The sequence below is a fragment of the Bacillus sp. FSL K6-6540 genome, from assembly GCF_038007545.1.
Genome location: NZ_JBBOXH010000001.1, coordinates 6,230,146 through 6,252,500 on the forward strand (window position 1 = coordinate 6,230,146; position 22,355 = coordinate 6,252,500).

General features: G+C 51.2%; 22 protein-coding genes, 16 tRNA genes and 1 rRNA gene (1 of these 39 running past the window's edge). 4 read left to right on the forward strand and 35 right to left on the reverse strand.

Features of this window, described 5'->3' with window-relative positions:
* The first annotated feature begins 394 nt into the window (after window positions 1–394).
* Window positions 395–1,612: a sporulation integral membrane protein YlbJ gene (gene ylbJ / locus MHH82_RS27995; RefSeq protein WP_015737438.1), complete on the forward strand. Its 1,218-nt coding sequence runs from the start codon at window positions 395–397 to the stop codon at window positions 1,610–1,612.
* A gap of 76 nt (window positions 1,613–1,688) precedes the next feature.
* Complete coding sequence (locus MHH82_RS28000) at window positions 1,689–2,492, forward strand: NAD kinase (protein ID WP_009591431.1); 804 nt, start codon at window positions 1,689–1,691, stop codon at window positions 2,490–2,492.
* Between the two features lie 122 nt (window positions 2,493–2,614).
* Here the strand turns inward: MHH82_RS28000 and MHH82_RS28005 are convergent, their stop codons facing one another.
* Entirely contained in the window at window positions 2,615–3,154 is a 540-nt protein-coding gene (locus MHH82_RS28005) for a YutD family protein (protein WP_251498630.1), read from the reverse strand.
* 28 nt (window positions 3,155–3,182) lie between these two features.
* Window positions 3,183–4,076 (reverse strand): lipoyl synthase, encoded by an 894-nt coding sequence (gene lipA, locus MHH82_RS28010; protein ID WP_009591422.1) that lies wholly within the window; start codon window positions 4,074–4,076, stop codon window positions 3,183–3,185.
* 222 nt (window positions 4,077–4,298) lie between these two features.
* Here lipA and MHH82_RS28015 point away from each other — a divergent pair, with 222 nt between their 5' ends.
* Window positions 4,299–5,381 carry a M23 family metallopeptidase gene (locus MHH82_RS28015; RefSeq protein WP_251498636.1) on the forward strand — a complete coding sequence of 361 codons (1,083 nt, stop codon included), beginning with the start codon at window positions 4,299–4,301 and terminating at the stop codon, window positions 5,379–5,381.
* A gap of 110 nt (window positions 5,382–5,491) precedes the next feature.
* Here MHH82_RS28015 and yunB read toward each other — a convergent pair whose 3' ends face one another.
* The 6 genes from yunB to MHH82_RS28045 form a co-directional block, all read right to left on the reverse strand.
* Window positions 5,492–6,454, reverse strand: coding sequence for a sporulation protein YunB (gene yunB / locus MHH82_RS28020; protein WP_340968888.1), 963 nt, complete (start codon window positions 6,452–6,454; stop codon window positions 5,492–5,494).
* Window positions 6,455–6,558: 104 nt separating this feature from the next.
* Window positions 6,559–6,918 (reverse strand): ArsR/SmtB family transcription factor, encoded by a 360-nt coding sequence (locus tag MHH82_RS28025; RefSeq protein WP_340968890.1) that lies wholly within the window; start codon window positions 6,916–6,918, stop codon window positions 6,559–6,561.
* 3 nt (window positions 6,919–6,921) lie between these two features.
* A complete protein-coding gene (locus MHH82_RS28030) occupies window positions 6,922–7,347 on the reverse strand; it encodes an SRPBCC family protein (protein ID WP_340968892.1) in 426 nt (141 codons plus the stop codon).
* Between the two features lie 191 nt (window positions 7,348–7,538).
* Window positions 7,539–7,964 carry a DUF1801 domain-containing protein gene (locus MHH82_RS28035; RefSeq protein ID WP_340968894.1) on the reverse strand — a complete coding sequence of 142 codons (426 nt, stop codon included), beginning with the start codon at window positions 7,962–7,964 and terminating at the stop codon, window positions 7,539–7,541.
* Between the two features lie 123 nt (window positions 7,965–8,087).
* Entirely contained in the window at window positions 8,088–8,888 is an 801-nt protein-coding gene (locus MHH82_RS28040; RefSeq protein WP_340968895.1) for a TrmH family RNA methyltransferase, read from the reverse strand.
* Window positions 8,889–8,962: 74 nt separating this feature from the next.
* Window positions 8,963–9,625, reverse strand: a complete 663-nt coding sequence (locus tag MHH82_RS28045; RefSeq protein WP_009591426.1) for a potassium channel family protein — start codon at window positions 9,623–9,625, stop codon at window positions 8,963–8,965.
* Between the two features lie 142 nt (window positions 9,626–9,767).
* On the opposite strand from MHH82_RS28045, the gene sspI reads away from it, so the two are divergent.
* Entirely contained in the window at window positions 9,768–10,004 is a 237-nt protein-coding gene (gene sspI / locus MHH82_RS28050; RefSeq protein WP_009591415.1) for a small acid-soluble spore protein SspI, read from the forward strand.
* Between the two features lie 84 nt (window positions 10,005–10,088).
* On the opposite strand, the gene MHH82_RS28055 is transcribed toward sspI, so the two are convergent.
* The 27 genes from MHH82_RS28055 to MHH82_RS28185 all read right to left on the reverse strand — a co-directional run.
* The gene (locus tag MHH82_RS28055) at window positions 10,089–11,669 is read right to left on the reverse strand and encodes a peptide chain release factor 3 (protein WP_015737445.1); all 1,581 of its coding nucleotides are present in this window, start codon (window positions 11,667–11,669) and stop codon (window positions 10,089–10,091) included.
* Between the two features lie 120 nt (window positions 11,670–11,789).
* Complete coding sequence (zwf, locus tag MHH82_RS28060) at window positions 11,790–13,337, reverse strand: glucose-6-phosphate dehydrogenase (RefSeq protein ID WP_009591421.1); 1,548 nt, start codon at window positions 13,335–13,337, stop codon at window positions 11,790–11,792.
* 137 nt (window positions 13,338–13,474) lie between these two features.
* Window positions 13,475–14,305, reverse strand: a complete 831-nt coding sequence (locus MHH82_RS28065) for a YwmB family TATA-box binding protein (RefSeq protein WP_340968897.1) — start codon at window positions 14,303–14,305, stop codon at window positions 13,475–13,477.
* Window positions 14,306–14,601: 296 nt separating this feature from the next.
* Window positions 14,602–15,252 (reverse strand): response regulator, encoded by a 651-nt coding sequence (locus tag MHH82_RS28070; RefSeq protein WP_036665042.1) that lies wholly within the window; start codon window positions 15,250–15,252, stop codon window positions 14,602–14,604.
* On the reverse strand, window positions 15,230–16,303 hold the full coding sequence (locus tag MHH82_RS28075; protein WP_015737447.1) for a sensor histidine kinase: 1,074 nt from the start codon (window positions 16,301–16,303) through the stop codon (window positions 15,230–15,232). Before MHH82_RS28075 ends, MHH82_RS28070 begins: the two co-directional genes overlap by 23 nt.
* 42 nt (window positions 16,304–16,345) lie before the next feature.
* The gene (gene liaF / locus MHH82_RS28080; protein WP_009591411.1) at window positions 16,346–16,990 is read right to left on the reverse strand and encodes a cell wall-active antibiotics response protein LiaF; all 645 of its coding nucleotides are present in this window, start codon (window positions 16,988–16,990) and stop codon (window positions 16,346–16,348) included.
* Between the two features lie 169 nt (window positions 16,991–17,159).
* Window positions 17,160–17,846 carry a PspA/IM30 family protein gene (locus MHH82_RS28085; protein WP_015737448.1) on the reverse strand — a complete coding sequence of 229 codons (687 nt, stop codon included), beginning with the start codon at window positions 17,844–17,846 and terminating at the stop codon, window positions 17,160–17,162.
* A gap of 1 nt (window position 17,847) precedes the next feature.
* The gene (locus tag MHH82_RS28090) at window positions 17,848–18,336 is read right to left on the reverse strand and encodes a PspC domain-containing protein (RefSeq protein ID WP_036665039.1); all 489 of its coding nucleotides are present in this window, start codon (window positions 18,334–18,336) and stop codon (window positions 17,848–17,850) included.
* 2 nt (window positions 18,337–18,338) lie between these two features.
* The gene (locus tag MHH82_RS28095) at window positions 18,339–19,016 is read right to left on the reverse strand and encodes a PspA/IM30 family protein (RefSeq protein ID WP_009591432.1); all 678 of its coding nucleotides are present in this window, start codon (window positions 19,014–19,016) and stop codon (window positions 18,339–18,341) included.
* A 74-nt stretch (window positions 19,017–19,090) separates the two neighbouring features.
* Window positions 19,091–19,390, reverse strand: coding sequence for a hypothetical protein (locus tag MHH82_RS28100; protein ID WP_009591410.1), 300 nt, complete (start codon window positions 19,388–19,390; stop codon window positions 19,091–19,093).
* 353 nt (window positions 19,391–19,743) lie between these two features.
* Window positions 19,744–19,823 (reverse strand) — tRNA-Leu (locus tag MHH82_RS28105).
* 8 nt (window positions 19,824–19,831) lie between these two features.
* Window positions 19,832–19,908: transfer RNA gene (locus tag MHH82_RS28110), tRNA-Arg, on the reverse strand.
* Between the two features lie 12 nt (window positions 19,909–19,920).
* A tRNA-Cys gene (locus MHH82_RS28115) sits at window positions 19,921–19,994 on the reverse strand.
* Window positions 19,995–20,005: 11 nt separating this feature from the next.
* A tRNA-Gly gene (locus MHH82_RS28120) sits at window positions 20,006–20,080 on the reverse strand.
* A 14-nt stretch (window positions 20,081–20,094) separates the two neighbouring features.
* A tRNA-Gln gene (locus MHH82_RS28125) sits at window positions 20,095–20,169 on the reverse strand.
* A 16-nt stretch (window positions 20,170–20,185) separates the two neighbouring features.
* A tRNA-His gene (locus tag MHH82_RS28130) sits at window positions 20,186–20,261 on the reverse strand.
* Window positions 20,262–20,287: 26 nt separating this feature from the next.
* Window positions 20,288–20,361 (reverse strand) — tRNA-Trp (locus MHH82_RS28135).
* A 6-nt stretch (window positions 20,362–20,367) separates the two neighbouring features.
* Window positions 20,368–20,452 (reverse strand) — tRNA-Tyr (locus MHH82_RS28140).
* 4 nt (window positions 20,453–20,456) lie between these two features.
* Window positions 20,457–20,532: transfer RNA gene (locus MHH82_RS28145), tRNA-Thr, on the reverse strand.
* Between the two features lie 22 nt (window positions 20,533–20,554).
* Window positions 20,555–20,630: transfer RNA gene (locus MHH82_RS28150), tRNA-Phe, on the reverse strand.
* 80 nt (window positions 20,631–20,710) lie between these two features.
* Window positions 20,711–20,787 (reverse strand) — tRNA-Asp (locus MHH82_RS28155).
* A gap of 30 nt (window positions 20,788–20,817) precedes the next feature.
* Window positions 20,818–20,894, reverse strand: a tRNA-Met gene (locus tag MHH82_RS28160).
* A 34-nt stretch (window positions 20,895–20,928) separates the two neighbouring features.
* Window positions 20,929–21,004: transfer RNA gene (locus tag MHH82_RS28165), tRNA-Val, on the reverse strand.
* A 63-nt stretch (window positions 21,005–21,067) separates the two neighbouring features.
* Window positions 21,068–21,142, reverse strand: a tRNA-Glu gene (locus MHH82_RS28170).
* Window positions 21,143–21,158: 16 nt separating this feature from the next.
* Window positions 21,159–21,250, reverse strand: a tRNA-Ser gene (locus MHH82_RS28175).
* Between the two features lie 5 nt (window positions 21,251–21,255).
* Window positions 21,256–21,331 (reverse strand) — tRNA-Asn (locus tag MHH82_RS28180).
* A gap of 157 nt (window positions 21,332–21,488) precedes the next feature.
* Window positions 21,489–22,355: ribosomal RNA gene (locus tag MHH82_RS28185) — 23S ribosomal RNA — on the reverse strand; it runs 2,062 nt beyond the window's last position.

Consider the following 22,355-nt stretch of genomic DNA (forward strand, 5'->3'; position numbering starts at 1 on the left):
CTCCCATCTGTTTATGATTCGCTTTCGATTGGATGTACCTGTCCATTATAGCAAAAAACAACAAAAAAAGGCGCTAAGCGATGGTTAGCACCTTTTAGAACTTATTAATAACTGCGCCAGTCCTCTTCACTCTGGACGAGAGAAGCACGTATAACATAAACGAAGGCGCATACCAGGATACCTGCGACTATGCTCATGATCATCACTCCATCCAAACATAATACGAAAGATGTGCTTTGATGGTTTTTATTATAGCACAATATCCCCGAAAATAAAGCACAAATGTAACCGCTTTCTCATGTTTTTTATACTGTTTGTCCTATATGCTGCATAGATTTTAAATATCGGACCATATTCTATCATTCACAACGATGCCAGGGGGCGTATTCCTTATATGACCATGAAAAAAATGGGCTGGCTCATGCTCGTATCGGCTCTGATCAGCGTGATTGTCCTGATGGCTTTGTTTCCCGAAGCGGCGCTCCAATCCGCACTCCGCGGCCTGGCGATATGGTGGGACGTGCTGTTTCCATCCCTGTTCCCGTTCTTTGTCATTTCAGAGGTGCTGTTGGGGTTTGGCGTGGTGCATCTGATCGGCACGCTCCTGGACCCCATGATGCGACCGTTGTTCCGAATTCCGGGCGCAGGGGGATTCGTGGCCGCGATGGGATATGTTTCAGGTTACCCCGTCGGTGCCAAATTAACCGCCAAATTGTGGGAGCAAAAAATGGTAAATCGGGAGGAAGGTGAACGACTTGTTGCCTTTACCACCTCCTCGGATCCCATATTTCTGATAGGAGCGGTATCCATCGGCTTCTTTCACGATCCCAAAATAGGTCTCATTCTGGCCCTGGCCCACTATGGCGGAGGATTCCTCGTAGGACTGTTAATGAGATTTCATGGCAAGCGCGAGTCCAATACATCAACCGATTCGCTCCTCCTGTCCCAAACGAAGACAAGCCGGCTCAAGTCCGCCTTTCAGGCCATGCATGCTGCGCGGGAGCAGGACGGCCGTGATCTCGGCACGCTGCTGAGACAAGCGATTCAATCATCGCTTCAGCTGATTATCGTTGTCGGCGGTCTTGTGGTTTTCTTCTCCGTGTTTCTTGAACTCTGGACCCGGGCCGGCGTCATGCCCGCGCTAACGGAGGTCATCAGCTTGCTGTTATCCCTCGTTGGCATGCCCGAATCCTTATCCACTGCCATTGTGGGGGGACTGTTTGAAGTGACGCTGGGCGCACGCTATGCCGGGGAAGCGGGTGCCGCTATTCCTCTGCCATACAAAGCGGCCGCGGCAGCCTTTATCTTGTCTTGGGGCGGCCTGTCCGTTCATGCCCAGATCATCAGCATCCTGAACTCTACCAACCTTAGGTATTTTCCGTTTGTCGTAGCCAGGCTGATCCACGGCATTATTGCGGCCACCGCCGTGTTGCTGTTGTGGAGAAGCGTCATGGGGTCTTCGATACCGACGCTGGCGGTGCCGTCTGTTTCGGATTCCGCCCTAAACGGGTATACCCATATTATGGCGGCTTTCTGCATCCTGCTCGGTTTCCTGATTGCAGTTGCGTTGTTTATTCAGATCCTTCGAGGACTGCAGCAGAAATTCCGCTAATTCCCAAGGTGAACATTGTGTTCTTCTCCAAGATTGATTATCATCTTTATATAACCTTACAAAGGAGCTTATCAACTTGAGATATTATGTTCTGGACCGCGGTGACCCATTGTCTGTCGAGCTGACCCAGCAGTTTCACAAGCTGGCGGAACAGCGGGGGTTTGTGCTGGATGCAGAATCTCCGGAGATTGTGGTCTCGATCGGTGGAGACGGCACGATGCTGCACGCCTTCCATACGTTTATAGACCGTATTCCCGACCTCGCCTTCGTCGGCGTCCATACGGGCCACTTGGGATTCTATGCTGACTGGAAGGCGGATGAACTGACGGAGCTAATTGATCATATGAGCGGAGAAGGCGAACACGGCAACGTGAAGCCGCGCCTCGTCAAGTATCCCCTGGTTCAACTGGAAATCCATAAGAAATCAGGAACGTCCTCTTACATTGCCTTAAACGAATTTACGCTTAAAGGCGTTGACGGTACCGTTGTCGCGCAAATTGACATCAACGACGTGACCTTTGAGATGTTCAGGGGAGACGGCATTTGCGTATCCACGCCGTCCGGCAGCACGGCGTATAACAAGAGTGTCGGCGGCGCGATGGTTCATCCCTCGATCGATGCGCTTCAGATTGCGGAAATCGCCTCGATTAACAACCGGATTTTCCGTACGCTGGGCTCGCCGCTGCTTCTGCCCAAGCATCATCATTGTGATATATTCTCGCGAAAAGAACAGCGTTTGCTGCTTACCATCGATCACGTTAATATCTCGATTGACGACCTCGTATCCGTGCGCTGTCAGGTGGCAGAGCAGCAGGTCAGTTTCGCACGTTATCGGCCGTTTCCGTTCTGGAACCGCGTCCGCGATGCATTCCTTGGTTAATATGAAGAGGACCTCTTTCTTACATTTACCAGGAGGGCCAACGCTTCACGAAGTCTTTCCTTTACCAATACCCGAAAAAAAAGAACGGTCTACCTGCCAAAATACAGGTGACCGTTCTTTGGTTATTGCGGCTGCTCTGAAGGGACATGAGACTCCTTGGAAGGCTTTGCTTCCTTCTCCTTGGGGGCCTTGGCTTCTCGAGGCTCGCGTCTTGAATCCTTGCCTTCGCGCCGCTCACGCTGGTCCTTGTGCTCCTTGCCCGGTTTTGAACCCTCTTGGGGTTCCTTGCTTCCCTGTGCTTCCCCCTCAGCCCGGTTATCCTTAGGGGATGTTTCTCGAACCTCTACAGGCTCTTTCGTATTGGAGGCATGCTCTTTCGTTTCCTTCTGCTCCTTCGTTTTCTGAAGCACAAAGTGAGCACAGCCAAAATTGCAATATTCGTTAATGTAATCGGACATGCTGGAAAAGGTTGAATCCTTGGCAGCCTTGGGATGATTGTCCCGATAGAAGCCTTTAAGCCGAAGCTGATTGTAACCCCAGTCTCCCACGATGTAATCATAGCGGTCCAGCACCTCGCTGTACCGCTCCCGGAAAGCTTCCAGATTCCAGCCGTTTCGATGGTCCTTTAACACTTCATAGCTTTTGTTTCCGATAACGATCATTGAAAGCTTCCCCTGCCTTTCCAATAGGTTAAGACTGCACCGTCTCTTCCTTGTTGCGTTCCGCAGACTTCACTTGCTCGTGTGCATGATAGGAGCTGCGCACAAGAGGACCGGACTCCACGTGGCTGAATCCGCGCTTCATTCCTTCTTCCTTCAAGATCGCAAACTCTTCCGGCGTGTAGTATTTTTCAACATTCAGATGTTTCGGCGAAGGCTGCAGGTATTGGCCGATCGTCATGATGTCGCATCCCACCGAACGCAAGTCGTCCATCGCCTCCAGAATTTCATGCCATTGTTCGCCGACGCCCAGCATGATGCTGGATTTGGTCGGAATGTCAGGCTGCATCGCCTTGGCATTCTTCAGCAGCTGCAATGAGCGGGAATACTTGGCTTTGGCACGTACGCGATCGGACATACGCTCCACCGTCTCAATGTTGTGGTTCAGAATATCCGGCTTTACGTCCATCACGATTTTCAGCGATTCTTCGTCTCCCATGAAATCCGGGATCAGCACTTCCACCGAGCACAGCGGCAGGCGTCGGCGAATGGCTTTGACGGTTTCGGCGAATATGTAGGCACCGCCATCCTTCAGATCATCCCGTGCCACACTTGTTACCACGCAGTGGCGCAGGTTCATTTGCTCGGCTGCCTCCGCTACCCGTTCCGGTTCCTGCAGGTCCAGCTCCGTTGGAAGCCCCGTATTCACGGCGCAGAATCGGCAAGCGCGGGTACAAATGTCACCCAGAATCATGAAGGTTGCCGTACGGTTAGCCCAGCATTCGTAAATATTTGGACAGCGAGCCTCTTCACACACCGTATGAAGTGTTTTGGATCGCATCATGCTTTTGATTTCTTTATAATTATCGCCAGTAGTCAGCTTGATTCGAATCCAGTCAGGTTTTGGCTGTTTGGTTTTAGACAAAGAAAAAACCTTCTTTCGAATGTAATGATGTAACTCAAGACATACCCCATCGTTTGCTGTCCCATATTATATCATGAAAACCATCATATTACTTGTTTCGCATCGATATGAGATTAATCTAGTTGCGGCATGGATAAAAATCCTTGTTTCGATTCACCCTACAGGTAGGCATGACTGTCCGTCCTTAATTACGACTATCGAAAAAGGGAGGAGAAGGACAATATGAGGATTTTACAACCATTGCGCGCAAGGGGCATCATGTATCGGTCCACGGCTGCAGTCATGGCGGCCTTGATGGCTGCCTGCTGCATATGCGGGCCTGCGTCCGCATCCGCCTCCATGGCAGTCAGCGCGGCTGACGATGCGGCTAAAGCAACGGATGCTGCAGCGAATTTTGCGGACCGGAAATCTTTATACGATCAGGTTTCCACCGTTACCCAAATTCCTTGGCACCGCCTAGCGGCCATTGACCAGTATGAACGAACGCTGACCCGGGTTCATCCCAAGGATCGAATGCATCCGGACCGCACCCTCGGTATCTTTATCCCTTCCACCCGATGGGCTGGCCCGTTGAATCCCAATCAGGAAGACGTGAATCCCACGTCGATCAGCGTGTTCTCCGGGATCGGGCTCGATGGGGACGGGGATGGCAAGGCAGACCCTAATAATGATATCGACCTGCTCTACACCATTGCGACAAGACTTTCCCCTTATGGGCATGCCGCTGATGATTTCAGCATCGGCCTATGGTCATACTACCAGAACACGCGGGCCGTACAGCGCATCATGCAGTATGCCAAACTGTACGAGACCTTCGGGAAGCTGGACCTGTTCGACCATGCGTTTCCCCTTCCCGTCAAGAGCAACTATTCCTACCGAAGCACCTTTGGCATGGGACGCAACTGGGGAGGCAAAAGGGTTCACGAAGGAACGGATTTGTTTGCTTCATACGGAGTCCCCGTTCGAAGCACCTGTTACGGCGTCGTCGAAATTAAAGGCTGGAATAAATACGGCGGCTGGCGCATCGGCATCCGGGATTTAAACAATCATTACCATTATTACGCCCATCTGCAGGGCTTTGATAAAGGGATTTCGCTCGGGGATGTCGTTACGCCGGGTCAAACTCTCGGCTGGGTCGGCAGTTCGGGCTACGGCAAGCCCGGAACCCAGGGCAAATTCCCTCCGCACCTCCATTACGGCATCTACCGGGACACCGGGTTGACCGAATGGGCTTTCGATCCTTACCCGCTGCTAAAGCACTGGGAACTGGAAGAAAAACGCTCGAAGAAAAAAACGCGCTCCTGAATTCAAATCAGGGGCGCGTTTTTCCTTTAAGGACATACCCTCATGACACATAACGGCCAATCCATGCTGCAGTACACGATACGGTTTCAGAATGGGCGAAAATGAGCGTCCTACTCGCCTGTTCCGCTTCCCTCCGTATGCCCTGACATGTCGGCACCGCCCGGCGTAGGCACAAGAGGCGTCGTCGTTCCCTGAGCAGGAGGGTCTGGTGTCGTTGCGGGCGGAATCTCCTGGTGCGCGTCATGGGTGTTCTCATCCGTTACCGGTGGCGGTATCGCGATGCTCGGTGCGCTTGCCTTATTCTCGCCGACCGCCTTTCCTTGGCCGTCGTAATAATACATCGGCACATCGCCTACCACGAGCAGATACGAGATCGGAATATCGGTTTCCACGATTTGCGGCTCCATGTCAAAAGGAACGACAACCGCTACCTCCGTCACGATGTGGACGAACACCTCCACCAGGATCATATTGATGCCGGCCCCCTGCTGCCTCGTATCCAGCTGAACCTTTACAGCTCCCTGGGGTTCGATCTTTAAAGGGATTTGCGGACCGAATGAAGCGATGATCGGGCTTTTTAACACCTGTCCCAGCGGAATTTGCTCTTTGTGCTTATGGATTTCGTCCAGCGTGCTCTGCACGACCTGCGTCGTATGGGACGTGATTTTTAAATGCTCGGCATAATTCAGCATGAATCCGGTCACTTTGCCCGAGCTGTCCGTTTTCCAGTTGACCAGATTATCAAAATCCTTGCCCTGCGTCACCTGGGAGGTGATCGCTTTATTGATGGCTTCGGTAGCGATCTGCTTAACCCGGATTTGGGCTAAATGCATGATCGGCGGCCGCAGATTCTGCTCGATATACATAAAAAACTCAACGATCCCAAACACAAGGAGCAGAGCGCCGATCAGCCACCATTTTTTTGTGCTTCGCCGTTTGGCAGTCTGAGGACGCCCCCGGCTCTGCGGTACGGGCCGAAAGCCTCTGCGCGGTGGTTTGTAAGCTCTCCTTGGTTTAGGCCACGACAGCGACGGAAAGGCCAAACGCCTGCTTCCCCATCTCTTTCGTCTCATGCTTGGTCCCCCCTATTTGCGCCCCGAGGAGCATGTTTACCATGGCAAGCTCTCCTGTATAGAAGGTATGCGGACAAACGGCAAAAAAGAAGAGCAAGGATGGCTTATCCTCGCTCTTCTTCCTTTGCGTTCTTTGGATCGTCCTCTTGATCTTCCACGTAGTATTTCAGCATCGACAGTTTGTTCTCCCAGAAGCGGTCGAAATAAGACAGCCAATCCTTCAATTCCTTAAGCGGCTCTGCTTGCAGGCGATAGCGGGTCTCGCGTCCAACCTTGCGGTCCTGCACCAGACCCGCTTCCTCCAAAATTCGGAGATGCTTGGACACGGCGGTTCGCGTCATGGAGAAATGTCCCGTAATTTCCTTAACCGGCATTTCCTTATCGCTTAACAAGCCGAGCAGCTTACGGCGAGTCGGATCTGCGATGGCTTGGTAGACATCATGCTTCGGAGCGGCCTGCGACATCGGTTACGCCTCGACGTATCCTGCAAGCTTCTGGACAATGCCAGCCCAGCCGTTGTTCATGCGGCCTCGAACGATGTCATGCGCTTCCCCGAACTCGGTTACTTGATCCGCTGTCCATCCGCCGTGGATGAGCGTGAATTCCGTATGGTCTCCCTGCTCCACCAGTTCGAACGTAACGCTCCAATCCTTGCCCCAGTTAAAAGACAGACGGTTAGGCTCGTCAATGAGCGTGACCTTGCATGGAGAATTCCCCCATGGGCCTGCATTCAATTGAAACTCAAAGCCTTCCACCGGCTCAAAATTGTTGGGCATGAACCAGGCTGAAATCCCTTCAGCCGTGGCTACGGCTTTCCACACCTTCTCGATGGGCGCTTTCAGCACAAGAGTATGACGAATATCCGGCAGCTTGCCGTTTGTTGCGTTGTCCATATCAGATTGATCCCTCGCTTAAACTTAAATTATGAAACCATTTGGTTTCCCTTCATGCATTATAGGACACCAAATGGTTTTACGTCAAACCCTAATATTCACCTGTTCGTCATCACCCTTAGGTCAATCAGCCGACTAATCGGCTCAAAACAGAGACCTTGCCGGCACACCGCACTTAACTCAACCTCACGTTAGGGTTGATCCGGGTAAGTCTTTTTCAGGAACGCGATCGATTCTCGAATCAGCTGCTTCAGCACCTCAACTTCAATGTCCGCCACTTTATTAATGTACACGCAGCCTTTCCCTGCCGTATGCTTGCCGAAACTCGTCAGCAGCTCCTCCCGCTGATCATCGCCTGGCGCAAAATACAGGCTGATCTTCGCTTTTCGCGGCGAGAATCCTACAAACGGCGCATCTCCCTCATGGCCGGAAGCGTAACGGTAATGGTAGGAGCCGAAACCAATGATGCTGGGTCCCCACATTTTGGCCGCAAAACCGCTCGTTTCTTCAAAAATCTCCAGCAAACGATAGGCATCCTCCCGTTTTTTGGGCGAATCCACTTGCTCGATAAACTCCACCACGCTGTGATCCGTTTCTTTGGTTTTTTGCTTGTACACGGGTTTAACTCCTTTCGAACACGCTTGTTATTATGACCATCCCTGTCAAAAATAAAAAAAAAGGCCGGTTATGATCAGCAACGTTATCTAATCATTCCCCGCCTAATCTTGCCATTTCTGTCTTTATAGTTCAGCAGCGTACTCCCTCTGCCTTAAAGCCTCGTACATCAATACGGAAGCGGCCATTGCCGCATTCAGCGATTCGGCACGCCCCGGCATGGGGATACGGATGGCATCGTCCACGAGTGCCGCGACCTCAGGCGAGACGCCGCGTCCTTCGCTGCCGATGACGATCCAGCTTGTCCCTTTGAAGTCGTACTCGAAGCATGAGCGCTGTCCTTCCAGCATAGTGGTCACTAATCTGGCTCCCCGTTCCCTGGCTTCCGGCAGGATGCTCGGCAGATCACCCTCCAGCACCGGCAGATGAAACAGGGATCCCATGGTGGAGCGAAGTGTCTTAGGATTGTACAAATCCGCACAGCCTCGCCCCAGGACCACGCCGGCAGCCCCTACGGCATCGGCGCTTCTTATGATGGTTCCCACATTGCCCGGATCCTGGAGACCGTCGAGAACAACGACCAAACCGTTCTCGCGCAGGATCAGGTCCTGCCATTGCCGCGCTTCCTTGCGAATGACGGCAAACACCTGCTGCGGCGACGGCGTATCGCTGACCTTCGATATAACGGCATGGGATACGCCGATCCATTCGGCACCTTGTCCTGTATCCGTAATATGACGAAGCTCTTGGGGGATGCCCTTGTCCACGTCATAAGCCACGCACTCGATGTCCGCGCCGGATGACAGGGCTTCCTGTACGAGATGGATGCCTTCCACCACATACTTGTTCTGCTTGTCCCGGTGTTTTTTCTCCTGCAGCTGTGCCCAGCCCTTCACTCTGGCATTCTGCGGCGATAATATCTCCATTGTTAATCCATCCGTTCTTTTACATATATACTCATCAGAGCCCGGGTTCGGCCCGGTATCCGAAGCTGACGGCTTTATTTGGGATAAGCAAGCTCCAGCTTCGTTAAGTCATTCTTATGTCCCACGATGACAAGCACATCGCCTTCCTCGATCCGGTCATCCGGACTCGGCGAAATGTTCATGTCCGCATCGCTTCGAATCGCCATGACATTGCACCCGAATCGTGCGCGAATATCCAGCTCTCTCAAATTGTGGCCAATCAGCTCGCCTGTAGCCAGCATCTCCATAATGCTGTAATCGTCCGACAAATCGATATAGTCCAGAATATTCGGCGAGACCAGATGGTGGGCAACCCGAAGCCCCATGTCCCGCTCTGGGAAAATCACCTTGTCCGCCCCGATTTTGTTAAGCACTTTTCCGTGCAGCTCATTCTTCGCTTTAACGATAATAGCCGGTACGCCAAGATCCTTCAGAATCAGCGTTGTCAAAATGCTGGATTGAATATCCTCCCCGATAGCCACGACAACCACATCAAAATTCCGAATGCCGAGCGCCCGGAGCGCCTCTTCATCGGTCGAATCCGCCGAAACGGCATGCGTGACCATGCTGGCAGTTTCCTGAATACGCTGTTCGCTCGCATCAACGGCTAATACGTCAAATCCCATGCTGCTCAATTCCTTGGCAACGCTTGTGCCAAAACGCCCCATACCGATTACTGCGTACTGCTTCTTAGCCATTTATATGTCCCCCCACGAGCCTAGGTCGATCCTTAATCATCAATGATAACAGTATATCATACTGTCCAGAATACTTGAATGTAACTCCCCTGGAACGGGCACATTACACAATGACCCTTATATAACAAGGAGGAACATTTCGATGTCCATATTGTTAGATCTAAGGCAAGCCGTCATTCATAAAGTCCACAATCAGGACGAAGAAGAGCTGCGCTCCATGATCGAGGGTTCCGTTGACGGGCCTGAAGCCGCCCTGCCGGGACTCGGCGTGATGTTTGAAATGATGTGGAAAGACATGGATGCTGCCCAGCAGAACACCCTCGTCTCTTCCCTTCACGACCATTTGAAAACCGTTACGCCTGGCAATCTTCAGGGATAATCCCGCGCTCAACAAAAAAGAACAATCCCCTTAGCCCTTAAAGCTGAGGGGATTGTTCTTTATATTGCATATTTATGCCATCGCTTACGGAGCGGTCTCAAGAAACTTGGCGGTTGGGTTCTTGTCTATGGCGGTTCTCATCGCATACTCATTTTCGAAGAGAACGACATAATTATCCTTCTTGTCTTTCACCAGGGTCGAGTTAATCCGGAACTTGGACGGATCAATGTTGTCGTCCACGAGCCAGCGGGCGAACTGATACGGCATTCGTTGCAGCTGGACATCGACGCCGTACTCCCCTTTCATCCGATACTCGAAGACTTCGAACTGGAGCTGGCCGACCACCCCGAGAATGGTCTCGTCGAAGCTAACGGTTCGGAATACCTGGATGGTCCCTTCTTCCGTCAATTGGTCAATCCCCTTCTGATATTGCTTATGCTTCAGCGCATTCTTCACGGTTACTTTGGCAAAGATCTCCGGGGAAAACGTCGGAAGCTCGTCGAATACAACCTCGCGTCCTTGGCTGAGGGAATCCCCGATCCGGAAAATCCCCGGGTCAAACAGACCGATAATATCGCCAGGGTATGCCTCCTGCACAATATCTCGATCCTGCGCCAAAAATTGCTGCGGCTGCGCCAGCTTGATTTCCTTGCCTACCCGCACATGCTTCACGCTCATACCGCGTTCGAACTTGCCCGATACGATTCGAAGGAAAGCGATGCGGTCCCGGTGAGCCGGATTCATGTTGGCTTGGATCTTAAATACGTAACCGGAGAATTTCTCATCGGTCGGTTCCACTACGCCTTCCGTGCTGCGGCGCGGCTCGGGCTTCGGCGCAAGCTGGAGGAAGTTTTCAAGAAAGGTCTGGACGCCGAAATTGTTGATCGCACTGCCGAAAAATACAGGCGTTAACTGACCCTGCATCACTTTCTCCAGATCAAACGGGTCGCCGGCAACATCCAGCAGCTCCAGATCTTGACATAACTGGTCATGCAGATAGTCGCCAGCCATCTCGCGGATGAGCGAATCTTCATACCCTTCGACCTTCTGCACTTTAATCGTGGAATGGTCGTCCCCTTGGAACAATTCCACCTGATTCTTCACCCGGTCGTACACGCCGCACAGGTCGCGGCCGGAACCGATCGGCCAATTCATCGGTACGGAGCGGATGCCCAGCACCTGCTCAAGTTCCTCCATCAGGTCAAACGGACTGCGTCCTTCGCGGTCGAGTTTGTTGATGAAGGTGAAAATCGGAATACCCCGCTTCGCGCAGACCTGAAACAGCTTGATGGTCTGGGCCTCGACCCCTTTGGCTACGTCAATCAACATGACGGCGCTGTCGGCAGCCGTCAACGTACGATAGGTATCCTCACTGAAGTCTTGGTGACCCGGCGTATCCAATATATTAATCCGATGCCCTAAATAATCAAATTGCATCACGGACGACGTGACGGAGATTCCCCGCTGCTTCTCGATCTCCATCCAGTCACTCGTTGCATGCTTGCTCGCTTTACGAGCTTTTACCGATCCGGCCAGACGAATGGCGCCCCCGAACAATAGGAGCTTCTCGGTCAGCGTCGTCTTACCGGCGTCAGGGTGGGAAATAATCGCGAACGTGCGACGCTTATCCACTTCCTGCTGCAGTTCATCTATTAGCTTTGCCATTTCACTTATCCCTTCGTAACTAAAGTCATGTATATCATTGTACCACAATTCATACGCAAATCATCCCCATGCGCCGTGCGCATGAGGATGATTTTTATCGCATAAATTTTAGCTAATCTTCTATTTTTTCAACCACACTACGTTATCCTCAAGCTGACCGTTAACCGGCCACCAGTGGAAGCCGTCTTCCTTCAGCAGCTCATCCGCTTTGTCAGGTCCCCAGGATCCGGCAGGATACGATTCCAGCTCGCCCTGGTTCTCTCTCCAAGCGCTAGCGATGCGATCCACGAAGGACCAAGCGGAAGCCACTTCGTCCCAACGCGTAAAGTAGGTGGAATCCCCGCGGGCAGCATCATGCAGCAGACGCTCATACGCTTCAGGAGAGTTGATGCCCACGATGCAGCTTTGGCAGAAGTCCATCGCAACCGGAGCGATCTCGGACTCGGAGCCCGGCTTCTTCGCGTTGATCTTTACGTAGATGCCTTCCATCGGGTTAACCCGGATAACGAGCAGGTTAGGCTCCAGGGAATGCTTTTGGCCCAAGTATACGTTGGTTGGCATCCGTTTGAACTCTACGACCACCTCGGTCGTCTTAACCGGAAGGCGCTTGCCCGTGCGGATATAGAACGGTACGCCCGCCCAGCGGAAATTATCCACGAAGACTCTGGCCGCAAAATAGGTTTCCGTATTGGATTCCGGATTCACCTTATCCTCTTCACGGTAAGCCGGCAGATCTTTGCCGCCTGCGGAACCGCTCGTATACTGACCGCGAACCACGTTGTTCTTGACTTCTTCGTTTGAGGCATATGGACGCAGGGAGCGAAGCACCTTCACCTTCTCATCGCGAATATCTTCTGCGAGCAGACGGCTAGGCGGCTCCATGGCAATCATGGTCAGCAGCTGCAGCATATGGTTTTGGCCCATATCCCTGAGTGCCCCCGCATGGTCGTAATAACCCCCGCGCTCCTCGACGCCAACCGTTTCACCAAGCGTAATTTGGATGTTGGCAATATGCTTATTGTTCCACAGAGGCTCGAAGAAAGCATTCGCAAAACGGATAACCTCGATGTTCTGCACCATTTCCTTCCCGAGGTAATGGTCGATCCGATAGATCTCCTCTTCCTTGAACACTTTACGGATCTCTTCGTTCAGCTTGGCAGCGGACTCCAGATCGTAGCCGAACGGCTTCTCGATCACAAGACGGTTCCAGCCCTCTCCGTCAAGCATGCCGCCCTTCATCAGGTTGAACGATACGCTGCCGAACAATTCCGGTGCAAGCGCGAGATAGAACAAGCGGTTGCCCGGTATATTAAATTTCGTTTCCAATTGCTCCGTTTGTTCGCGGAGCTCACGGAAACCGTCAATATTGTTGATATCTAAAGATTTATATTCAAAATGCTGTGCAAATGCATTCCATTCACTATCCTGTTCCGAACTATATCGGCAGAATTCCTGAATCGAACGATACACGTCCTCCCGAAACTCCTCTTGGGTGCGCGGACGCCGCGCCACGCCGATTACAGCAAAATCCTCATCCAGTTTTCCTTCACGATAAAGACTGTAGATCGCCGGAAACAACTTACGTCTTGCCAAATCACCAGTCGCTCCAAAGATGAAAAATACAGCTCCCGGTGTCTTCATTGTATCTAGATTTTGATTTTCAGCCATGGCTCCTCATTCTTTCTATGAATTATAGTGTATTTTTATGCATCGGCACTTAACTCGATGTGATGACATTTTAGCATATTCATTTCAAGTATGCTATCTCATTCCGTATTTTTTCATCGGAGTTTCAGATATTATTTTCAATATTCTATTGTAATGACGGGAAATCCGATCGTTATTCTACTTCTTTTCTTCACCGAATCTTCATGCACCGCGATCTGCATATGAATCGGCGTGTCGCCGCTCTTCACAAAAGTCCCCAGCGAAGGCGCCTCATAGGATCGGCTGATCGTTGTAACATCCGCATAATCCTCAACGGAACGAAGCGGAAGCTTTCGGGCTATAGCCTTTTCTACTTGGGCCATCGTTCCATCCACGCCGCCTGACTTCGTTGCATATCCTTGAATGGACGCATTCCACGTATTCGGTATGCCTGCTTGCTCCATCCGTTCTTGAACATGCTCCTGAAGGCTCACCATTTCCCGGGCATGCGCTGCCGCCTCTCCGACAAGCATGACTCTGACATAACTATGGCCTTGCTTCGTGAGGGCCCAATCCAAATTCACGGAGACGCCCGATCGATCGCCTTCCGCTTGGAAAACGTCATTTCCTTGAAGCTCGTTTGAGGTAATGCCGGAAAGCCCTATTGCGCGAGCCAATTCTTCGGCTGCTGTCTTAGCTTGATCCTTAGAAATCGAATTTATCATTTCGCCTTGAATTTTTACCGTGAGGAGCGCGGAAGGATCCATATGTTCCTGTCCAAGGGCTGTAAGAAGCTCCATATTGCTTTCGGCTGTAGTCCCTGCTTCTGATGCTCCATTCGCCGTTCCCTTCCAAGCTGACGCCTCTGCCGTTTGCGGAACCGATTCCTCCCCATTGCGTTCCGTTGTTCCCGCAAAACCCGCCATCATCCCTGCTGCCCCGCACAGCAACAACATCATCACAATCAGCTGTAAACGTATCTTCCGCATCGTCAGCCACGCCTCCTCGTACGAATCTATCAATCTAGTAAAAGGATGGCCGCCTCACTGCAGATTTATACATCGCCATATAAAATGATCCTGCTATTACCGTTTTAAAAATCTCTCTTCCCCTTAAATAAATAAAAAAAGCCTCCCGATTGGGGAGTCTTTAAGCCTGCCTATCATTGTTTACATGGATATGTTGATACCCGACGCGTCGCATCACGGATCTGTTTAGAACCGCGCTCAGCATCTCAAAACTGTTTATTTCACGTTCATAAGCATAAAAAAAGAGCCGGCACTCCTTACTCAGCCAGCCCATTTTTATAAGCGTAGATGGCAGCTTGGGTCCGATCCTCTACCCCCAGCTTGCCCAAAATATTAGTCACGTGAAACTTCACGGTTTTGATGCCTATAATCAAATCATCGGCAATGTCCTGATTGGATTTGCCCTGTGCCAGCAATCGCAGCACTTCCATCTCCCGGTCCGTCAGGTCATTATGCGCGGGCGCTTCATTTTGCGGATGGCGGAAACGATTCATCATCTTCGAAGCGACCTGGGACTCCAGAACCGACTGGCCCCGTGCGGCGGCACGTATAGCATCGGCGACCTCGGAAGCCCGGGAGGTCTTCAGCAGATAACTGAATGCGCCTGCTTCAATGACCGGATACATCTTCTCATCGTCCAGATAGCTGGTCAGTACGATCACCTTAAGATTCGGAAATTGCTTCATCAGCTCCCGCGTGGTCTCAATGCCGTCCATCCCATCCATGACCAGATCCATCAGCACCACGTCAGGATGATATTCCTGCGCCAGGCGTATGCCTTCCTCGCCGCTGCCCGCTTCGCCTACCACCTCAATGCCGTCTTCTGTGCCAAGCACGGCAGCCAAGCCGATCCGCACCATCTCATGATCATCCACCAGCAGTACCTTAATCGGTGCTTCCATCTCCATCCCCCCGTTTGCGTTCTTCGTTTATGAGCGGCACGATAATCTCAATCCGCGTCCCTTTACCCGGGGCCGTGATGAATTGTAACGAGCCGCCGATTTCCGTCACCCGTTCCTGCATGGTCGAAAGACCGTAGGAAGTCTGTTTCTTGTCGTCCAGTTCGAACCCGACCCCGTCATCTCGCAGCATTACCCGAACGGTGTTCTGCCTGCGATGAATCCGGATGTCCATTTTTTCCGCCTTCGAGTGCCGAAGCGTATTCGACATGGCCTCCTGAATAATGCGGAACAGATGATTTTCAATCCCTTTAAGCAAATGTATGTCATCGTCCATCTCAAACGTAATTTCCATAGGCACTTTGATCCGCAATTCCGTGATCAAATCCCGCAGCCCCTGTTCCAGTGCTTTTCCTTCGAGATATACCGGCCGCAGATGAAGGAGTAGCGCCCTCATCTCGGACTGTGCCACAGCCGACATTTCCTCAATCAGAGCCACCTGGCGCTGCGCTTTGTCAAAATCCTTATCCAGCGTCCTGCCCACAGCTGTTGCCGTCATCGAGATGGCAAACAGCTGCTGAGAAACCGCATCATGGAGCTCGCGCGCCAGACGCTGTCTCTCTTCCACGATCGCCGTAACCCTGGCCTGCTCGGCTAGCTGGGCATTGTTCGTGGATAACCGCTGCAGGGAAGACACCTGATCCTCCCAGCGCTTGCTGATCTTCACCAGCTGTTCTCCAAGCCGGCCCACTTCGTCTTCGCCGATGTCCGGCATGACGTCCGTCAGACTCCCTTTTTCCCAGTTCACGAGTGTTTCCCTAACGAGATCGACCCGCCGTTTTACCCGGTATCCCTGGAAGAAGCCATAAATCGCTCCCAGCCCGATCGGCAGCAATACCAGGGTTATGCCTGCCTCGATCCGGTTCTTCCACGTCTCAAACGGTTGAAGATAACCATATGTATATAATAAATAAAGGACAACGAGCATGACAACCAATCCCAGAAGGGTCCCCTCACGCATACTTCGGGTAATGATATTTGCTTTCTTTTCCGTTTCCACGGGGCAACCCTCCTGAATGGTTTACACAAAACAATACGTTTATTATGTCATTCTTATATTCAAATCTCCGCCTAAATAAGAAACGATAAATTTCACTTTATATTCGCTGGTCTCATAATTGGGCGATTGATATTTCACTCGGTTCAATATGCCGGTTTCCTTCCGGTCGTCCATATGAATCGATCCGAACAAGATGAATGCTTCGATCTCCACCCCGTAATAGTCCGGGATCATCAGATCGATATCACCGAGCATTCCGTGGAACATGAGCACCGTTTGGCGTTCCTCGGGAAGCGCCAGGGACAGATCCACATCCGCTTCCCCGAGCACATGCCACACGCTCAAGCTGCGCATCACCCAGGGTGCACGGTCCCAGTCAAAGTTGGACATAAAGTTCTGCTTCTGAATATATCTGGTCGTGGTATGGGCCCGTTTGGACTTGCCGTAGAAAATACCCAGCGATATCAAACTGACGCCAATAATCAACATAAGATGCTCGAGCAGCAGCAGCACGGCTCCGACGCCGAGCAGAATGTACCCCTTCTTCACATGGCCTTGCCTGATCTGAAGGACGCCCGCGAAGATGAGCAATAGGGCGACAATGGTGAAGAAACCAAACCATCGGCCGAAAAGCATAATAAAACCCAAGCTGATTAAACCTACTGCTATCCAGCGGTTTCTGTCCATGTCGCACCTCCTTGATGACCAAGATATAAGCTCGGAAAAGCCATATCAGTGAGATGTTCCCCACTGTATGGCTTTGCCTGTACTATACGACAATCTCATTCGTATAGCATATCATATGAACACGGTATTCGAATACGCTTTGTTCTTATTTTGCTGACTTGCTGAGGAATTACTCGGATTTCGAGGATTTCCCCATTTTGTTTTTCAACGCTTGCAGCTGCTCATCCACCTTCAGTTGCTTCTCAGCATCCACTGGACTTGTGTATGCTGCGTTGTTAGGGCGGTATGGTGCGCGAAGCACATCAGCTTCAGCTTCCATTTGCATGATTTTTTCTTCCATGCGGTGGAAGCCCATCGAAGCACTGCCGCTTTCAATGGTATGCAGGCTGCTCACTTGAGACATTTGCTTCTTCGCTTTCGCCATTTGAGCGCGAGCTACAAGCTCATTGCGCTTGTTGCGCATTTTGTAGAACTCGTCTTTCATTTCATGCAGCTGAGCAACAAGCTCTTTCGCTTGAGCCTCGGATTGCAGGTGCAGTTCCACGTACTCGGTTTCTTTTTGATCGAAATAGATCTTTTCTTCAAGCAGCTTGCGAGCCACTTCTTCTTGACCGTTTTTCAGAGCCAATTCCGCCTGAGCTTCACGTTGTGCCGCCATCTTCACAGCCTCATCGACGCGCTGCTTCATGCGACGCTCATTTGCCATTTGCTTCGCGACCGTTACCTCTGCTTCATGAATTTCTGCCTCCATGTCGCGCAGGTACTGGTTCAGCATTACGATCGGATCCTCCACTTTATCCAGCAGCTCGTTCACCGATGCTTTCGTCATATCCTTAATTCTTTTAAATACTCCCATGTTATTTATCTCCCTTCTCATAGTTCGAAAGTTTTTTCTTCAATTCTTCGATTTCTTTTTGCATGGCTTTTCTTTCAATATCCTTCATCATCGCATCCAGATCGGAATCGGTGGACGCGTTCGTTCTTGTGCCGTTGGGACGGTCATATTTGGGACCAAAGCTTCCATGCTCATTAGGGTTAGGATAGCCTTGATGACGTCCATAAGCATCATTGTAGCTGTTGTAGCCTGGCCCCGGGCCCGGATGGTCGTTGTAACGGTATCCGCCGCCATGTCTTCCTTGCGGTCCGTACGGATCGTGATAATACGGCTCTTTAGGAACGACGAGGGTTGCAATCAGATAGATCAACAGCGTTGTACCGCCTGTGAAAAAGATACTGACTACAAATATGATTCTAAGTAGGGTAGATTCGACTCCGAAATGATCGGATATACCGCCGATCAACCCTGTGAACATCTTGTCTCGGGTGGAACGGTACAATCTTGTCATGGTTACTCCTTTCCGCTGTTATTCAGCTTTTGCTTCAAGCGGGCAAGTTCCTTTTCCAATACCGTGGAGACGGATTCTCCAGCCTGATCCATGTATTCCTGCCCCATGCGGCGTAAATCGCGAAGGCTTCTGGCTTCCAGTTCCCAGTCGCTGATACGGTCCTCGAGGCGATTGAACATCTTCGGTACATCATGCCCCCCGCCATAGGACCCCGTACGTTCATTCATTTTTTGCTGAAGACGAAGGGTTTCCACTCGGGCAACATAATACTGGCGTTTGCTGTAGACCGTCTGATATTCCATCCGCAGCTCACCGAGCTGCTCCTCGATTTCTTTCAACGACTCCAGGCTTGAGGATAACAGGCCTTGATACTGTTCAATCTTTTCCTCATAAATCAGCTTCTCCTGCAATGCCAGCTTGGCAAGATGCTCTTCGCCGGCCTTCAAGGCAAGCAGTGCCTGCTCTTCGCGTTTAAATCGCATGGTTTCCGCTTGATCCACCTGCTGTTTCAGCTGTCTGGAATGTACTTGGCATTGCTGCTGCAGCTTCTCGGCCTCAGCAATGTCCTGTCTGGTTGAATGTAGGAACTGGTCAATCAATCGAACCGGATCCTGGCTCTGCTCGAGCTTTTCATTCAATGTTGCTACGGTTATGTCTCTTATCCGCCGGAAAACACTCATATCGGCTTAGCCCTCCTCATCTATCATGATCTGATCTGTTGTTTATGCAGGTTATATAATGTAGTGGTTCCTTATCAATAACGGGGTCTTCCATTCTTCAATCGGGACACTCCGTAGATGATTAAGATGACACCAAGGATCGGACCGATCAGCCAAGACAGTTTACCCATCAACCAGATGATCCCGATACCGAGAATGATCCATCCCATCAAGGTATTGCCTCTTCGAATTCCGTAATATCCCAAAGCAACCATCAGTATCGGAATTAGAAGACTGAACAACCATCCAAGCAGAGGACCGAATACTCCCAGAAGAACCAAGATCCCTAAACCAATCAACAGGATACTCATTCCATTGCCTTTTGAATTCCTCATTTATACACCGCCTTTCTGTTGTTTGATCGTTGTTTCATTTGTTCAACCTTATGACTCTATTCTAGGTAATTTCGAGTTTGACTAAAACGGCCTGTGGACGGTTTTTGGACCTAGACCTAAGGCGGGGCTTCCTATAGACCTACGTCCAACCCCTGCACTGGTCTGCAGTTTTTGCGTTACATCCGTGAACGAACACACTCTTGTTACCGTATCACTTATTGAAGGAACATCGATCTACAGGAGAACGACTTCAGCAGCTGCGATTGGGAGTGGACTTGTCGTGTGGATGCATCGATGGAGAGACAACAAAAAAAGGAATGCAGACGTTGATCGTCTACATTCCTTTTGATTGATGCCGGTGAAGGGACTCGAACCCCCACGGTTTCCCTCACGATTTTGAGTCGCGCGCGTCTGCCAATTCCGCCACACCGGCTTACACAATGGCGTGCCCTAAGAGATTCGAACTCCTGACCTTTTGATTCGTAGTCAAACGCTCTATCCAGCTGAGCTAAGGGCACATATGTTTGTTATGGAGGCGCCACCCAGATTCGAACTGGGGATAAAGCTTTTGCAGAGCTGTGCCTTACCACTTGGCTATGGCGCCAGAAATAAAAATGGAGCGGACGACGGGAATCGAACCCGCGACCCTCGCCTTGGCAAGGCGATGCTCTACCGCTGAGCCACGTCCGCAAACATAAAATCAATGGCTGGGGATATAGGATTCGAACCTATGCATGACGGAGTCAAAGTCCGTTGCCTTACCGCTTGGCTAATCCCCAATATGATTTTGTAATATGGGGCGATCGAGGGGAATTGAACCCCCGAGTGCCGGAGCCACAATCCGGTGCGTTAACCACTTCGCCACGACCGCCATATTGTACTATAAATTGATTCGATTGGCAGGGGCAGCAGGAATTGAACCCACACTAACGGTTTTGGAGACCGCTGTTCTACCTTTAAACTATGCCCCTAAAAACTGGTGGAGGATGATGGATTCGAACCACCGAACTCGAAGAGAGCAGATTTACAGTCTGCCGTGTTTAGCCACTTCACTAATCCTCCAGAATGGTGCCGGCGAGAGGACTTGAACCCCCAACCTACTGATTACAAGTCAGTTGCTCTACCAATTGAGCTACACCGGCGTATAAAATTATAAAAGGTACATGGTGGCTCGGGACGGAATCGAACCGCCGACACGAGGATTTTCAGTCCTCTGCTCTACCGACTGAGCTACCGAGCCATAGAGCTCATTTCGGACTTTGACGAATCCCATATCGGATACGCATCTCATCCCAAAGTCATCTATGAAACTTGTAAAAATGGCGGAACTGACGGGATTCGAACCCGCGATCTCCTGCGTGACAGGCAGGCATGTTAGGCCTCTACACCACAGTTCCACGAGGCACTATCGCTATTGCGATATAAATTGGTTGCGGGGGCAGGATTTGAACCTACGACCTTCGGGTTATGAGCCCGACGAGCTACCGAACTGCTCCACCCCGCGTCATTAAAAGGGTTGCTGCAATGGTGAAAAATCATGGTGGAGGCTGAGGGGATCGAACCCCCGACCCTCTGCTTGTAAGGCAGATGCTCTCCCAGCTGAGCTAAGCCTCCGTAACAAAGCGACTTTTATCATACCAAAATCTGATATAAGAAGCAAGTGTTTTTTAAAGAAAGTGGTGACCCGTAGGGGATTCGAACCCCTGTTACCTCCGTGAAAGGGAGGTGTCTTAACCCCTTGACCAACGGGCCTTGCTTAAAATAATAGTGGCGGAGAGAGAGGGATTCGAACCCTCGAGACGCTTTTGGCGCCTACACGATTTCCAATCGTGCTCCTTCGGCCAACTCGGACACCTCTCCATAAATGGCTCCCCGAACAGGACTCGAACCTGTGACAACTCGATTAACAGTCGAGTGCTCTACCAACTGAGCTATCAGGGAACAATATTCAATTCAAGTGATTGATCACCTGAAAACTAGATACGAAACGAATTTGCAGCACATTAGACTCCGTAGCATTCACCCGATGTGGTATCGGGGTCCCCGAAAAGTATTCGGCATCTGCTTCAAAGCTTTGCTTCACTTTTTGGGGTGTTTTTTGGATAAGCCCTCGACCGATTAGTATTGGTCAGCTCCATGCATTGCTGCACTTCCACCTCCAACCTATCTACCTCGTCGTCTTCAAGGGGTCTTACTAATTGGGAAATCTCATCTTGAGGGGGGCTTCACGCTTAGATGCTTTCAGCGCTTATCCCGTCCGTACGTAGCTACCCAGCCATGCTCCTGGCGGAACAACTGGTGCACCAGCGGTACGTCCATCCCGGTCCTCTCGTACTAAGGACAGCTCCTCTCAAATTTCCTACGCCCACGACAGATAGGGACCGAACTGTCTCACGACGTTCTGAACCCAGCTCGCGTACCGCTTTAATGGGCGAACAGCCCAACCCTTGGGACCTACTTCAGCCCCAGGATGCGATGAGCCGACATCGAGGTGCCAAACCTCCCCGTCGATGTGGACTCTTGGGGGAGATAAGCCTGTTATCCCCAGGGTAGCTTTTATCCGTTGAGCGATGGCCCTTCCATGCGGTACCACCGGATCACTAAGCCCGACTTTCGTCCCTGCTCGACTTGTAGGTCTCGCAGTCAAGCTCCCTTATGCCTTTGCACTCTTCGAATGATTTCCAACCATTCTGAGGGAACCTTGGGGCGCCTCCGTTACTCTTTAGGAGGCGACCGCCCCAGTCAAACTGCCCGCCTGACACTGTCCCCGTACCGGATTACGGTACCAGGTTAGAACCTAGATACGATCAGGGTGGTATCCCAACGTCGCCTCCACACAAGCTGGCGCTCATGCTTCTTAGGCTCCCACCTATCCTGTACAGATCGTACCCAAATCCAATATCAAGCTGCAGTAAAGCTCCATGGGGTCTTTCCGTCTTGTCGCGGGTAACCTGCATCTTCACAG

Bases quoted from the DNA above. Each gene is read 5' to 3' on its own strand.
- MHH82_RS28090 (WP_036665039.1), bottom strand. From the start codon at position 18,336: ATGACAAGATTGTACCGTTCCACCCGAGACAAGATGTTCACAGGGTTG.
- MHH82_RS28045 (WP_009591426.1), bottom strand. From the start codon at position 9,625: ATGGCTAAGAAGCAGTACGCAGTAATCGGTATGGGGCGTTTTGGCACA.
- MHH82_RS28030 (WP_340968892.1), bottom strand. From the start codon at position 7,347: ATGGACAACGCAACAAACGGCAAGCTGCCGGATATTCGTCATACTCTT.
- MHH82_RS28100 (WP_009591410.1), bottom strand. From the start codon at position 19,390: ATGAGGAATTCAAAAGGCAATGGAATGAGTATCCTGTTGATTGGTTTA.
- MHH82_RS28040 (WP_340968895.1), bottom strand. From the start codon at position 8,888: ATGGAGATATTATCGCCGCAGAATGCCAGAGTGAAGGGCTGGGCACAG.
- zwf (WP_009591421.1), bottom strand. From the start codon at position 13,337: ATGGCTGAAAATCAAAATCTAGATACAATGAAGACACCGGGAGCTGTA.
- MHH82_RS28005 (WP_251498630.1), bottom strand. From the start codon at position 3,154: ATGATCGTTATCGGAAACAAAAGCTATGAAGTGTTAAAGGACCATCGA.
- yunB (WP_340968888.1), bottom strand. From the start codon at position 6,454: ATGAGACGAAAGAGATGGGGAAGCAGGCGTTTGGCCTTTCCGTCGCTG.
- MHH82_RS28085 (WP_015737448.1), bottom strand. From the start codon at position 17,846: ATGGGAGTATTTAAAAGAATTAAGGATATGACGAAAGCATCGGTGAAC.
- MHH82_RS28025 (WP_340968890.1), bottom strand. From the start codon at position 6,918: ATGTCGCAGGCCGCTCCGAAGCATGATGTCTACCAAGCCATCGCAGAT.
- MHH82_RS28055 (WP_015737445.1), bottom strand. From the start codon at position 11,669: ATGGCAAAGCTAATAGATGAACTGCAGCAGGAAGTGGATAAGCGTCGC.
- MHH82_RS28070 (WP_036665042.1), bottom strand. From the start codon at position 15,252: ATGGAGATGGAAGCACCGATTAAGGTACTGCTGGTGGATGATCATGAG.
- liaF (WP_009591411.1), bottom strand. From the start codon at position 16,990: ATGGACAGAAACCGCTGGATAGCAGTAGGTTTAATCAGCTTGGGTTTT.
- ylbJ (WP_015737438.1), top strand. From the start codon at position 395: ATGACCATGAAAAAAATGGGCTGGCTCATGCTCGTATCGGCTCTGATC.
- MHH82_RS28095 (WP_009591432.1), bottom strand. From the start codon at position 19,016: ATGAGTGTTTTCCGGCGGATAAGAGACATAACCGTAGCAACATTGAAT.
- MHH82_RS28015 (WP_251498636.1), top strand. From the start codon at position 4,299: ATGAGGATTTTACAACCATTGCGCGCAAGGGGCATCATGTATCGGTCC.
- sspI (WP_009591415.1), top strand. From the start codon at position 9,768: ATGTCCATATTGTTAGATCTAAGGCAAGCCGTCATTCATAAAGTCCAC.
- MHH82_RS28065 (WP_340968897.1), bottom strand. From the start codon at position 14,305: ATGCGGAAGATACGTTTACAGCTGATTGTGATGATGTTGTTGCTGTGC.